At 59.4% G+C, this 13,257-nt stretch carries 12 protein-coding genes; all 12 read left to right on the top strand.

Translation table 11 applies throughout. The features are described from left to right. Nucleotides 1-14: 14 nt before the first annotated feature. The 12 genes from mnmA (at nt 15) to nuoF (ending at nt 13,175) form a co-directional block, all read left to right on the top strand. Nucleotides 15-1,139, top strand: a complete 1,125-nt coding sequence (gene mnmA, locus QRN31_RS22830; RefSeq protein ID WP_285434700.1) for a tRNA 2-thiouridine(34) synthase MnmA — start codon at nt 15-17, stop codon at nt 1,137-1,139. Beyond that, nucleotides 1,136-1,759 carry a high frequency lysogenization protein HflD gene (gene hflD / locus QRN31_RS22825; RefSeq protein WP_285434699.1) on the top strand — a complete coding sequence of 208 codons (624 nt, stop codon included), beginning with the start codon at nt 1,136-1,138 and terminating at the stop codon, nt 1,757-1,759. Before mnmA ends, hflD begins: the two co-directional genes overlap by 4 nt. A gap of 126 nt (nt 1,760-1,885) precedes the next feature. Continuing rightward, nucleotides 1,886-3,256 (top strand): adenylosuccinate lyase, encoded by a 1,371-nt coding sequence (purB, locus tag QRN31_RS22820; RefSeq protein WP_208669034.1) that lies wholly within the window; start codon nt 1,886-1,888, stop codon nt 3,254-3,256. Nucleotides 3,257-3,342: 86 nt separating this feature from the next. Continuing rightward, entirely contained in the window at nt 3,343-4,512 is a 1,170-nt protein-coding gene (locus QRN31_RS22815) for a ribosomal protein uL16 3-hydroxylase (protein ID WP_285434698.1), read from the top strand. After that, nucleotides 4,505-4,930 carry a GNAT family N-acetyltransferase gene (locus QRN31_RS22810; protein WP_222587616.1) on the top strand — a complete coding sequence of 142 codons (426 nt, stop codon included), beginning with the start codon at nt 4,505-4,507 and terminating at the stop codon, nt 4,928-4,930. Before QRN31_RS22815 ends, QRN31_RS22810 begins: the two co-directional genes overlap by 8 nt. Before the next feature lie 216 nt (nt 4,931-5,146). Then, nucleotides 5,147-5,908, top strand: coding sequence for a secretin N-terminal domain-containing protein (locus QRN31_RS22805; protein WP_285434697.1), 762 nt, complete (start codon nt 5,147-5,149; stop codon nt 5,906-5,908). Nucleotides 5,909-6,403: 495 nt separating this feature from the next. Beyond that, nucleotides 6,404-7,729 (top strand): isocitrate lyase, encoded by a 1,326-nt coding sequence (aceA, locus tag QRN31_RS22800; protein WP_090185648.1) that lies wholly within the window; start codon nt 6,404-6,406, stop codon nt 7,727-7,729. Between the two features lie 638 nt (nt 7,730-8,367). Beyond that, entirely contained in the window at nt 8,368-8,781 is a 414-nt protein-coding gene (locus QRN31_RS22795) for an NADH-quinone oxidoreductase subunit A (RefSeq protein WP_003223812.1), read from the top strand. A 10-nt stretch (nt 8,782-8,791) separates the two neighbouring features. Beyond that, nucleotides 8,792-9,466 carry a NuoB/complex I 20 kDa subunit family protein gene (locus tag QRN31_RS22790; protein ID WP_007946424.1) on the top strand — a complete coding sequence of 225 codons (675 nt, stop codon included), beginning with the start codon at nt 8,792-8,794 and terminating at the stop codon, nt 9,464-9,466. A gap of 72 nt (nt 9,467-9,538) precedes the next feature. Beyond that, nucleotides 9,539-11,323 carry an NADH-quinone oxidoreductase subunit C/D gene (gene nuoC, locus QRN31_RS22785; RefSeq protein ID WP_090185651.1) on the top strand — a complete coding sequence of 595 codons (1,785 nt, stop codon included), beginning with the start codon at nt 9,539-9,541 and terminating at the stop codon, nt 11,321-11,323. Nucleotides 11,324-11,325: 2 nt separating this feature from the next. Further along, on the top strand, nt 11,326-11,823 hold the full coding sequence (gene nuoE, locus QRN31_RS22780) for an NADH-quinone oxidoreductase subunit NuoE (protein ID WP_007946422.1): 498 nt from the start codon (nt 11,326-11,328) through the stop codon (nt 11,821-11,823). Further along, nucleotides 11,820-13,175, top strand: coding sequence for an NADH-quinone oxidoreductase subunit NuoF (gene nuoF / locus QRN31_RS22775; protein ID WP_090185654.1), 1,356 nt, complete (start codon nt 11,820-11,822; stop codon nt 13,173-13,175). Before nuoE ends, nuoF begins: the two co-directional genes overlap by 4 nt. Nucleotides 13,176-13,257 lie beyond the last annotated feature (82 nt).

Genomic DNA, 13,257 nt, shown 5'->3' with positions numbered 1-13,257 from the left:
CTCATTGAATCCCTATGCGTGATCCAGCCCCTTCTGACACACAAAAGAAGCGCGTCATTGTCGGCATGTCCGGCGGCGTGGACTCTTCCGTTTCCGCTCTCCTGCTGATCGAGCAGGGCTATGAGGTGGAAGGCCTGTTCATGAAGAACTGGGAAGAAGACGATGGAACGGAATACTGCACCGCCATGGATGACCTGGCGGACGCCCAGGCCGTGTGCGACAAGATTGGCATCAAGCTGCACACCGCCAACTTCGCCGCCGAGTACTGGGACAACGTGTTCGAACACTTCCTGGCCGAATACAAGGCCGGGCGCACGCCAAACCCGGACATCCTGTGTAACCGCGAGATCAAGTTCAAGGCGTTCCTCGACTACGCCATGGTGCTCGGCGCCGACCTGATCGCCACCGGCCACTACGTGCGCCGCCGTGACATCGATGGCCGCACCGAACTGCTCAAGGGCCTGGACCCGAACAAGGACCAGAGTTACTTCCTGCACGCTGTCGGCGGTGAACAGATCGCCAAGACCCTGTTCCCGGTCGGCGAACTGGAAAAGCCCGAAGTGCGCGCAATTGCCGAGAAACACGAACTGGCAACCGCGAAGAAAAAGGACTCCACCGGGATCTGCTTTATCGGCGAACGCCGCTTCAGCGACTTCCTCAAGCAATACCTGCCGGCCCAGCCAGGCGAGATCAAGACCACCGAAGGTGAAGTCATCGGCCGCCACCACGGCTTGATGTATCACACCATCGGCCAGCGCCAGGGCCTGGGCATCGGCGGCTTGAAGGACGCCGGTGACGAGCCTTGGTACGTGCTGATCAAGGACCTGGAACACAACGAGCTGATCGTTGGCCAGGGCAATGATCACCCTTACCTGTTCTCCCGCGCCCTGCTCGCCTCAGACATCTACTGGGTCAACCCGATTGATCTGAGCGAACCGCGCAAGCTCACCGCCAAGGTCCGTTATCGCCAGAGCGATCAACCTTGCACGCTGGAAAAGACCGCCACCGGTTACCGCGCAACCTTCGATGACCCGCAACGCGCGGTCACCCCGGGCCAGTCGGTGGTGTTCTATGACGGTGAAATCTGCCTCGGCGGTGGCGTGATTGAAATCGCAGAACCCTGGAGCAGCAAGGCATGAGCCCCACTCAGGAGCAACTGACGGCGCTGGGCGGCGTGTTTCTCGCCGCCGTCCTCGTCGACAAGATTGCCAAGACCGGCCAGACCAGCGAAGCCGGCCTGACCTGCATGCTCGGCAGCCTGCTGATTCGTGACCCAAAGGACACTCTCGAGGTGTACGGCGGCGACGACATCAACCTGCGTGAAGGCTACCGCGCCTTGATCGGCGCGCTGGAACGCGACCCGAGCACCCTGCAGCGCGAGCCGTTGCGCTATGCCTTGGCCATGCTCGGCCTTGAGCGCCAACTGGCCAAGCGTGGCGACATGCTCGACGCGATCGGCAAGCGCCTGCCGCAGATTCAATCCCAGGTCGAGCACTTCGGCCCGGCGCACGAAAATGTGATCGCCGCCTGCGGCGCGCTGTACCAAGACACGCTGAGCACCCTGCGCCAACGGATTCAGGTCCACGGCGACATGCGCAACCTGCAGCAACCCAGCAACGCCTCGAAAATCCGCGCCCTCTTGCTGGCAGGTATTCGTTCGGCGCGCCTGTGGCGGCAGTTGGGCGGTCATCGCTGGCAGTTGGTGATCAGCCGTCGCAAGTTACTCAAAGAGCTTTACCCGCTGATGCGCAGCAGCTGAACCGCGCCCGCAACACGGCTTCAAATCTGTAACGCGTAATACGCCGGTCAGTTGGCAACGGACCGGCGGATTTTTTCATGTATGATACGCGCCCCATTTCGTTGCCCGACTGTCCGAGAACACCCCATGCAGCTTTCTTCGCTCACTGCGGTTTCCCCTGTTGACGGCCGCTACGCCGGCAAAACCCAGGCCCTGCGCCCAATTTTCAGCGAATACGGTCTGATCCGTGCTCGCGTCCTGGTTGAAGTGCGCTGGCTCCAGCGCCTGGCCGCTCACCCAGGCATCAGCGAAGTGCCGGCGTTCTCCGCCGAAGCCAACGCTGTGCTGAACACCCTGGCGGACAACTTCGCTCTGGAGCACGCCGAGCGTGTCAAAGAGATCGAGCGCACCACCAACCACGACGTCAAAGCCATCGAGTACCTGCTCAAAGAGCAAGCGGCCAAGCTGCCGGAACTGGCCAAGGTCAGCGAATTCATCCACTTTGCCTGCACCAGCGAGGACATCAACAACCTGTCCCACGCCCTGATGCTGCGCGAAGGCCGTGATGACGTGATGCTGCCGCTGATGCGCCAGACCTGCGACGCCATCCGCGAACTGGCCATCCGCTTCGCCGACGTGCCGATGCTGTCGCGCACCCACGGTCAACCGGCATCGCCGACCACCTTGGGCAAAGAGCTGGCGAACGTGGTTTACCGTCTGGAGCGTCAAATCGCTCAGGTCGCCGCCGTTCCGCTGCTGGGCAAGATCAACGGCGCTGTCGGCAACTACAACGCTCACCTGTCGGCCTACCCTGAGATCGACTGGGAAGAAAACGCTCGCGCCTTCATCGAAGACGAACTGGGTCTGGGCTTCAACCCGTACACCACGCAGATCGAACCGCACGACTACATCGCCGAGCTGTTCGACGCGATCGCTCGCTTCAACACCATTCTGATCGACTTCGACCGCGACATCTGGGGCTACATTTCCCTGGGTTATTTCAAACAGCGCACCATCGCTGGCGAAATCGGTTCCTCGACCATGCCGCACAAGGTCAACCCGATCGACTTCGAAAACTCCGAAGGCAACCTGGGCATCGCCAACGCACTGTTCCAGCACCTGGCGAGCAAACTGCCAATCTCCCGCTGGCAGCGCGACCTGACCGACTCCACCGTACTGCGTAACCTCGGTGTCGGCTTCGCCCACAGCGTGATCGCGTACGAAGCCAGCCTCAAAGGCATCAGCAAACTGGAGCTCAACGCCCAGAAGATCGCTGCTGACCTGGACGCTTGCTGGGAAGTGTTGGCCGAGCCGATCCAGACCGTGATGCGCCGCTACAACATCGAAAACCCGTACGAAAAACTGAAAGAGTTGACCCGTGGCAAGGGCATCAGCCCTGAAGCGCTGCAAACTTTCATCGACGGCCTGGACATGCCAGCCGCCGCCAAGGCCGAGCTCAAATTGCTCACCCCGGCGAACTACATCGGTAACGCTGTAGAGCAAGCCAGACGCATCTGATCGACCGCTGTACCCGTTTGAGACGCCCGGCAGCGCCGGGCGTTTTTATTCCCGTCTGAAAAGTGCTTTTTTTCAATAGGTTACACATGAATCCTGACATTCCTCTTCAACTTCTGGGTGGCATCACGGCGCGCGAATTCATGCGCGACTACTGGCAGAAGAAACCGCTGCTGATCCGCCAGGCGATTCCTGAATTCGAAAGCCCGATCGATGCCGACGAACTGGCCGGCCTGGCGCTGGAAGAAGAAGTTGAGTCGCGCCTGATCATCGAAAACGGCGAGCGTCCTTGGGAGTTGCGTCGCGGCCCCTTCGCCGAAGACGAATTCAGCAAGCTGCCGGAACGCGACTGGACCCTGCTGGTTCAAGCCGTTGACCAGTTCGTACCGGAAGTCGCCGAACTGCTGGAGAGCTTCCGTTTCCTGCCGAGCTGGCGCATCGACGACGTGATGATCAGCTTCGCCGCCCCAGGCGGCAGCGTTGGTCCGCACTTCGACAACTACGACGTGTTCCTGCTGCAAGGCCACGGCAAGCGCAATTGGAAAATCGGCCAGATGTGCGATGCCGAGAGCCCGATGCTGAAACATGCCGACCTGCGCATCCTGGCTGATTTCGAAGCCACCGATGAATGGGTGCTGGAGCCGGGCGACATGCTTTACCTGCCGCCACGCCTGGCCCATTGCGGCGTGGCCGTCGACGACTGCCTGACGTATTCGGTTGGCTTCCGCGCACCAAGCGCCGCTGAAGTGCTGACCCACTTCACTGACTTCCTCAGCCAGTTCCTGTCTGACGAAGAGCGCTACACCGACGCCGACGCCTTGCCAGCGGTCGACCCGCATCAGATCCAGCACGACGCCCTCGATCGCTTGAAGGCCCTGCTGGCCGAGCACATGAGCGACGAGCGTCTGCTGCTGACCTGGTTCGGCCAGTTCATGACCGAGCCGCGCTACCCGGAACTGGTGGTTGGCCCGGAAGAAGTCGAAGAAGACGATCTGCTCGCCAGCCTCGAGCAAGGCGCCGTAATGATCCGCAACCCAAGTGCGCGTCTTGCATGGTCGGAAGTGGACGACGACCTGCTGTTGTTCGCCAGCGGCCAGAGCCGCTACCTGCCGGGCAAACTGCGCGATCTGTTGAAATTGATTTGCTCCGCCGACGCCCTGCACATCGACAATCTCGGCGAGTGGCTGAGCGACGAAGAGGGTCGCGGCCTGCTGTGCGAACTGATCAAGCAAGGAAGCCTGGGGTTTGCCGATGAATAAAATTCACGTACGTGTCGCAGACTGGCAGAAGGATATCGCCGAGATCCGGCGCATTCGTGAGACGGTGTTCATCGCCGAGCAATCCGTTCCACCTGAACTGGAATGGGATGCTGATGACGCAACAGCGGTGCATTTCCTGGCCTATGAGGGCGACTTTCCGATTGGCACCGCACGCTTGTTGCCCGACGGTCACGTCGGCCGGGTGTCGGTGCTCAAAGACTGGCGCGGCTTGAAAGTTGGCGATGCGCTGATGCACGCGGTGATCGGTGAAGCCGAGAAGCGCGGACTGAAGCAGCAAATGCTGAGCGCGCAAGTGCAGGCCACGGCGTTCTACGAGCGCCTGGGCTTCAGCATGGTCAGCGAGGAGTTCCTGGAAGCCGGGATTCCGCACGTGGACATGGTGCGTCACTCGGCCTGACGCCGCGGCGCGGCAGTCGCGAGCAAGCTCGCTCCCACAATTGGAATGCATTCCCCTGTGGGAGCGAGCTTGCTCGCGATAGCGGCGTCAAGAACACCACAAAACGCCCCGTCATCTTCGGATACCGGGGCGTTTTGCTGTCTGCGATTCAACTTGCCCCACCCCAGGCCGACAAACTGGCAATATCAACACTTCAAGATGGCGGAGATAACGGATATGTCCCTACGCACCCTGCTCACCACGCTGCTGCTCAGCTGCAGTTTTTCGGCCATGGCAGCTACCGAGATCGTGCCCCTGAACTACCGCACGAGTGACGATATGCTGCCGATGGCACAAAATTTCATAGGCAAGGAAGGCCAGGTCAGCGCCTATGGCAACCAGCTCATTGTCAATGCTGATCAGCGCAAGATCGACGAACTTAAGGCCCTGATCTCCCAACTCGATGTTGCAGCCAAGCGTTTGCTGATTACCGTCGACACTAACGAAAACAACTTCCAGGGCAACCAGGGATATTCAGTCAACGGTGCGAAACCGAGCCAGACGCGCATCATCAATCGCAGCACCGACAGCCGTGATGGCGGCATCCAGCAAATTCAGGCCAGCGAAGGTACTCCAGCGTTGATACAGGTCGGCCAAAGCGTACCGCTGACCAGCGCACAGACCGATTCCTACGGTGACCTGCGCAGCCAGACTGAATACCGAAACGTCACCCAGGGGTTCTATGTCACCGCCAGCGTCACCGGCGACATCGTTCATCTGGCGATCAGCACCAACCGTGACCGCATGAGCCAGGAACGTCCCGATGTAGTGAATGTGCAAAGCACCGACACAACTGTCACGGGGCGCCTCGGCGAATGGATTACCTTGGCCGGCGTGAACCGCGAGACTCAAGCTGACAAACAGGGTCTGGGCCGCAGCTACTCGACTCAGGGCCGGGATGACATGACCCTGCGGGTGAAAGTCGATACTTTGGACTAAACCACCGAAAACTGACTGATTAGTCGTATTAGACCAAAGATGTAGTGCCACAAAAAAAGCACTACAAAACGTTTGACGATCGAAAAAAGCAAAGGCATGATGGCCTCGCTCCCGCTAATCAGGGGCCCTGGCAAGGGCCTTCGAAGCGTCGCTCGCACCTACCCCGCGAGCCGTTTCGTGTCTGTACCGCCCACAAGGTGTGTTTGACGAGGTTGCCGACTGGAACGAAGTTGTCCCGAGGGACGGAAGCGTAATTAGGTAACCCGGCTCCACACTGAAGTTCGTATAAAGGCCCACGACGCCCGAATCCGCTCGCCAGTTCGCCCTTACCTGCTCACTTCCCCTCGAGCCCATCGTTCATCCCGTCGCCATCCCCGCCGAATCCGACTTGACCACCTAAGCTTCTGGTCAGCGAGCAGCCCCTTACGCCTGATTTGCGTAGTGGGCAGGAGCAGGAATTTTCCACCCCAGACCTATGCGACGAGGTTTATCTCCATGGCACTGACACGCGAACAGCAAATTGCAGCCCTCGAAAAAGATTGGGCTGAAAACCCACGCTGGAAAGGCGTGACACGCGCTTACTCCGCTGCTGACGTCGTCCGCCTGCGTGGCTCGGTTCAACCTGAGCACACCCTTGCAAGAATGGGCGCCGAGAAGCTCTGGAACCTGGTCACCCAGGGCGCCAAGCCGTCCTTCCGTCCTGAGAAAGATTTCGTCAACTGCATGGGCGCCCTGACCGGCGGCCAGGCTGTACAACAAGTTAAAGCCGGTATCCAGGCGATCTACCTGTCGGGCTGGCAGGTTGCTGCGGACAACAACTCCGCAGAATCGATGTACCCGGACCAGTCGCTGTACCCGGTGGATTCGGTTCCAACCGTGGTCAAGCGCATCAACAACTCGTTCCGTCGTGCTGACCAGATCCAGTGGAAAGCCGGCAAGAACCCGGGCGACGAAGGCTACATCGACTACTTCGCGCCAATCGTGGCTGACGCTGAAGCCGGTTTCGGCGGCGTTCTGAACGCTTACGAGCTGATGAAAAGCATGATCGAAGCAGGCGCCGCCGGCGTTCACTTCGAAGACCAACTGGCTTCCGTGAAAAAATGCGGCCACATGGGCGGCAAGGTACTGGTTCCTACCCAGGAAGCTGTACAGAAGCTGACTGCTGCTCGTTTGGCAGCTGACGTTGCCGGCACGCCGACCATCATCCTGGCCCGTACCGACGCAAACGCTGCTGACCTGCTGACGTCGGACTGCGACCCGTACGACCAGCCATTCGTGACTGGCGAACGCACCCAGGAAGGCTTCTACAAAGTGCGCGCCGGTCTCGACCAAGCGATCGCTCGCGGCCTGGCTTACGCGCCGTACGCCGACCTGATCTGGTGCGAAACCGCCAAGCCGGATCTGGACGAGGCTCGTCGCTTCGCTGAAGCGATCAAGAAGGAATACCCGGACCAACTGCTGTCGTACAACTGCTCGCCTTCCTTCAACTGGAAGAAAAACCTGGACGACGCGACCATCGCCAAGTTCCAGCGCGAACTGTCCGCCATGGGTTACAAGCACCAGTTCATCACCCTGGCCGGCATTCACAACATGTGGCACAGCATGTTCAACCTGGCGCACGACTACGCCCGCAACGACATGACTGCCTACGTGAAACTGCAAGAGCAAGAGTTCGCTGACGCCGCCAAGGGTTACACCTTCGTGGCTCACCAGCAGGAAGTGGGCACCGGCTACTTCGACGACATGACCACCGTGATTCAAGGTGGCTCGTCCTCGGTAACCGCACTGACCGGTTCGACCGAAGAAGAACAGTTCCACTGATCTGCTTCGCCTGAGCAAACGGCCGCTGCGGATCGAATAGAAAGCTAACCGCAACGCCGCACATCTGACGCCCCGACTGGTTCGGGGCGTTTTTTTGCCTGAGATTTAAACAACACCGCCAAGTCCTGTGGGAGCGAGCTTGCTCGCGATAGCGGAATGTCAGTCGGTACAGCTTCGACTGGACAGCCGCCATCGCGAGCAAGCTCGCTCCCACATGGGTCAGATAACCGGGAGAAAATCATTGATCCAGAGCAGTTTCCCCATCAGAGAAACACGGTAAAACGACCCCGCCTGCTACTTGCAGTAATGCGCATATAAGACAACTTCCCGGTCATCATCCCGTTAAACAGTTTAAAAACCGACTCAAACAATATTGATTATCATTTAGCGGTAACTATGTTCGTTACATTTCCGACAAAACAATATTGATGAAATGCCGGCTAATGCCCGCAACGCATGGGCCGCGGGCTTTTGGAGGTGCGCTATGTCCTTATTCCTATAAATAATTTCGCTATAGGAATTTTACTTGCAGAGTGTTGTGCCATAAAATCAGCGGGATTGATTGCTGCGACATATCGTCACTGCTTTGTTTCTTTATCAAGCTCAGAGACCTTTGCTCTCTGTTAAGGATTACCAGCATGCCCGAAGCGACAGGACTCATGGCCCACAACTGGGGCTTTGCCATTTTCCTTCTGGGCGTTGTCGGCCTCTGCGCCTTCATGCTCGGCGTCTCCAGCCTTCTCGGGTCAAAAGCCTGGGGTCGCAGCAAAAACGAACCGTTCGAGTCCGGCATGCTACCTACAGGTGGCGCCCGCTTGCGGCTCTCAGCCAAATTCTATCTGGTCGCGATGCTCTTCGTGATCTTCGATATCGAAGCCCTCTTTCTCTTTGCCTGGTCTGTGTCCGTCCGCGAAAGCGGCTGGACCGGATTCGTCGAAGCTCTCGTTTTCATAGCAATTCTGTTGGCAGGTCTTGTCTACCTGTTCCGAGTGGGCGCCCTTGACTGGGCTCCGGAAGCTCGTCGCAAGCGGCAGGCGAAGCTGAAACAATGAGGCTTTGGCAATGCAATACAATCTCACCAGGATCGACCCCGATGCTCCTAACGAGCAGTATCCGATTGGCGAACGGGAAACCGTTTCCGATCCGTTAGAAGATCAAGTCCACAAAAACATCTTCATGGGCAAGCTCGAAGACGTGCTTAACGGCACGATCAACTGGGGGCGCAAGAACTCCCTGTGGCCGTATAACTTCGGTCTTTCGTGCTGCTACGTGGAAATGACCACCGCCTTCACGGCGCCCCACGACATCGCGCGCTTTGGCGCCGAGGTTATCCGGGCATCGCCGCGTCAGGCGGATTTCATGGTTATCGCCGGTACCTGCTTCATCAAGATGGCGCCGATCATTCAGCGTCTCTACGAGCAAATGCTCGAACCTAAATGGGTTATCTCCATGGGTTCGTGCGCCAACTCCGGTGGCATGTACGACATCTACTCAGTCGTTCAAGGGGTGGACAAGTTCCTGCCCGTGGACGTCTACGTGCCTGGCTGCCCGCCCCGTCCTGAAGCGTTCCTGCAAGGCTTGATGCTCTTGCAAGAGTCGATTGGACAGGAGCGTCGTCCGCTTTCCTGGGTCGTCGGCGATCAAGGCGTGTACCGCGCCGAGATGCCTTCCGAGAAGGAAAAGCGCCGCGAACAGCGAATCGCAGTCACCAACCTGCGCAGCCCCGACGAAGTCTGATCCAGATCTGCTTCTTTAAAAGAACAAGACACTGGCTTCATTCTTTACGTTGACCGAAAGCGATAAATAACCATGACTACAGGCAGTGCTCTGTACATCCCGCCTTATAAGGCAGACGACCAGGATGTGGTCGTCGAACTGAATAACCGTTTTGGCCCCGAGGCGTTCACCGCCCAGCCTACCCGCACCGGCATGCCGGTGCTTTGGGTTGCCCGGGCCAAACTCGTCGAAGTCCTGACCTTCCTGCGCAACCTGCCCAAGCCGTACGTCATGCTCTATGACCTGCACGGCGTGGACGAGCGTCTGCGCACCAAGCGTCAAGGGCTGCCAAGCGGCGCCGACTTCACTGTGTTCTATCACTTGATGTCGATCGAGCGTAATAGTGACGTAATGATCAAGGTCGCCTTGTCCGAGAGCGACCTTAGCGTGCCGACCGTGACCGGTATCTGGCCAAACGCCAACTGGTACGAGCGTGAAGTGTGGGACATGTACGGCATCAACTTTGCCGGCCACCCGCACCTGACCCGCATCATGATGCCGCCGACTTGGGAAGGTCACCCGCTGCGCAAGGACTTCCCGGCTCGCGCCACCGAGTTCGATCCGTTCAGCCTGACCCTGGCCAAGCAACAGCTTGAGGAAGAAGCCGCGCGCTTCAAGCCTGAAGACTGGGGCATGAAACGTTCCGGCGCGAACGAGGACTACATGTTCCTCAACCTCGGCCCCAACCACCCTTCGGCGCACGGTGCGTTCCGCATCATCCTGCAGCTGGACGGTGAAGAGATCGTCGACTGCGTGCCTGACGTTGGCTACCACCACCGTGGTGCCGAGAAGATGGCCGAGCGTCAGTCCTGGCACAGCTTCATTCCGTACACCGACCGTATCGACTACCTCGGCGGCGTGATGAACAACCTGCCGTACGTGCTCTCGGTCGAGAAGCTGGCCGGCATCAAGGTGCCCGAGAAGGTCGACGTCATCCGCATCATGATGGCCGAGTTCTTCCGGATCACCAGCCACCTGCTGTTCCTGGGTACATACATCCAGGACGTCGGCGCCATGACCCCGGTGTTCTTCACCTTCACCGACCGCCAGAAGGCGTACACGGTGATCGAAGCCATTACCGGTTTCCGTCTGCACCCGGCCTGGTACCGCATCGGTGGCGTCGCCCACGACCTGCCACGCGGCTGGGAAAAACTGGTGAAAGACTTCGTCGAGTGGATGCCAAAGCGTCTGGACGAATACCAGAAAGCCGCACTGGACAACAGCATCCTCAAAGGCCGGACCATCGGCGTCGCCGCCTACAACACCAAGGAAGCCTTCGAATGGGGCGTCACCGGTGCAGGCCTGCGTTCAACCGGTTGCGACTTTGACCTGCGTAAAGCACGCCCGTACTCCGGTTACGAGAACTTCGAATTCGAAGTGCCGCTGGCCGCCAATGGCGATGCCTACGACCGTTGCATCGTGCGTGTCGAAGAAATGCGCCAGAGCATCAAGATCATCGAGCAGTGCATGCGCAACATGCCGGAAGGCCCGTACAAGGCGGATCACCCGCTGACCACGCCGCCGCCCAAAGAGCGCACGCTGCAGCACATCGAGACCCTGATCACGCACTTCCTGCAAGTTTCGTGGGGCCCGGTCATGCCGGCCAACGAATCCTTCCAGATGATCGAAGCGACCAAGGGCATCAACAGTTATTACCTGACGAGCGATGGCGGCACCATGAGCTACCGCACCCGGATTCGTACGCCAAGCTTCCCGCACCTGCAGCAGATCCCTTCGGTGATCAAAGGCAGCATGGTCGCGGACTTGATTGCGTACCTGGGTAGTATCGATTTCGTTATGGCCGACGTGGACCGCTAAGCATGAATAGCACGCTTATCCAGACAGACCGTTTCACCTTGAGTGAAACCGAGCGCTCGGCCATCGAGCACGAGCTGCATCACTACGAAGACCCGCGCGCGGCGTCGATCGAAGCCCTGAAGATCGTCCAGAAGGAACGTGGCTGGGTGCCTGACGGCGCGCTCTACGCCATCGGCGAAATCCTCGGCATTCCGGCCAGCGACGTTGAAGGGGTGGCGACGTTCTATAGCCAGATCTTCCGTCAGCCAGTCGGTCGCCACATCATTCGCGTCTGCGACAGCATGGTTTGCTACATCGGCGGCCACGAATCGGTTGTCAGCGAAATCCAGAGCAATCTGGGCATCGGCCTGGGGCAGACCACTGCCGACGGTCGATTCACCCTGCTGCCGGTCTGCTGCCTCGGCAACTGTGACAAGGCGCCGGCGTTGATGATCGACGACGACACTTTCGGTGATGTGCAGCCTGCCGGCGTTGCCAAATTGCTCGAGGGCTACGTATGACCCTGACTTCCTTCGGTCCAGCCAACCGCATCAAGCGTTCGGCCGAGACCCACCCGCTCACCTGGCGTCTGCGTGATGATGGCGAAGCCGTCTGGCTCGACGAGTACCAGGCCAAGAACGGTTACGCCGCTGCCCGCAAGGCCTTCGCCGACATGGCTCAGGACGACATCGTCCAGACCGTGAAGGATTCGGGCTTGAAAGGTCGCGGCGGCGCAGGCTTCCCCACTGGCGTTAAGTGGGGCCTGATGCCCAAAGACGAATCCATCAACATCCGCTACCTGCTGTGCAACGCGGACGAGATGGAACCGAACACCTGGAAAGACCGCATGCTGATGGAGCAACTGCCCCATCTGCTGATCGAAGGCATGCTGATCAGTGCTCGCGCGCTGAAAACCTACCGTGGCTACATCTTCCTGCGTGGCGAATACACCACCGCCGCCAAGCACCTCAACCGTGCTGTGGAAGAAGCCAAGGCAGCGGGGTTGTTGGGTAAAAACATTTTGGGCAGTGGGTTCGATTTCGAGCTGTTCGTCCACACCGGCGCCGGGCGTTACATCTGCGGTGAAGAAACCGCACTGATCAACTCCCTCGAAGGCCGCCGCGCCAATCCGCGTTCCAAGCCGCCCTTCCCTGCCGCCGTTGGCGTGTGGGGCAAGCCGACGTGCGTGAACAACGTTGAAACCCTGTGCAACGTGCCGGCGATCATTGCCGACGGCGTGGACTGGTACAAATCGTTGGCGCGCCCGGGCAGTGAAGACATGGGCACCAAGCTCATGGGCTTCTCCGGCAAGGTCAAGAACCCGGGCCTGTGGGAATTGCCATTCGGCGTCACCGGTCGCGAGTTGTTCGAAGACTACGCCGGCGGCATGCGCGACGGTTACACGCTCAAGTGCTGGCAGCCAGGCGGCGCCGGTACCGGTTTCCTGTTGCCGGAACACCTCGACGCACAAATGTACGCCGGCGGCATCGCCAAAGTGGGCACCCGTATGGGTACTGGCCTGGCCATGGCGGTGGACGACAGCGTCAACATGGTTTCCCTGCTGCGCAACATGGAAGAGTTCTTCTCCCGTGAATCCTGCGGCTTCTGCACCCCTTGCCGTGACGGTCTGCCGTGGAGCGTCAAGCTGCTGCGTGCGATCGAGAACGGTGAAGGGCAAGCCGGCGACATCGAGACCCTGCTGGGTCTGGTCGGTTTCCTCGGCCCAGGCAAGACCTTCTGTGCTCACGCACCGGGCGCCGTGGAGCCATTGGGCAGCGCAATCAAATACTTCCGCCATGAGTTCGAAGCCGGCATCGCGCCCACCAGCGCCGTCGTCCCGCCTCTGGCAAGGCCGATTGTAGTCGGCGCGTAAACGCTTAAAAAAGGCGAAGGGTCCGTGCCCTTCGCCTTCTCGTGTGATGACGCCGCAAGCGGCTGTTTTGATTCACGCGAAC

It is taken from the genome of Pseudomonas sp. fls2-241-R2A-110, from assembly GCF_030209165.1.
Lineage (GTDB): Bacteria > Pseudomonadota > Gammaproteobacteria > Pseudomonadales > Pseudomonadaceae > Aquipseudomonas.
Note: the sequence above shows the minus strand (reverse complement) of the source record. Positions and strands in the feature narration are given on the sequence as shown.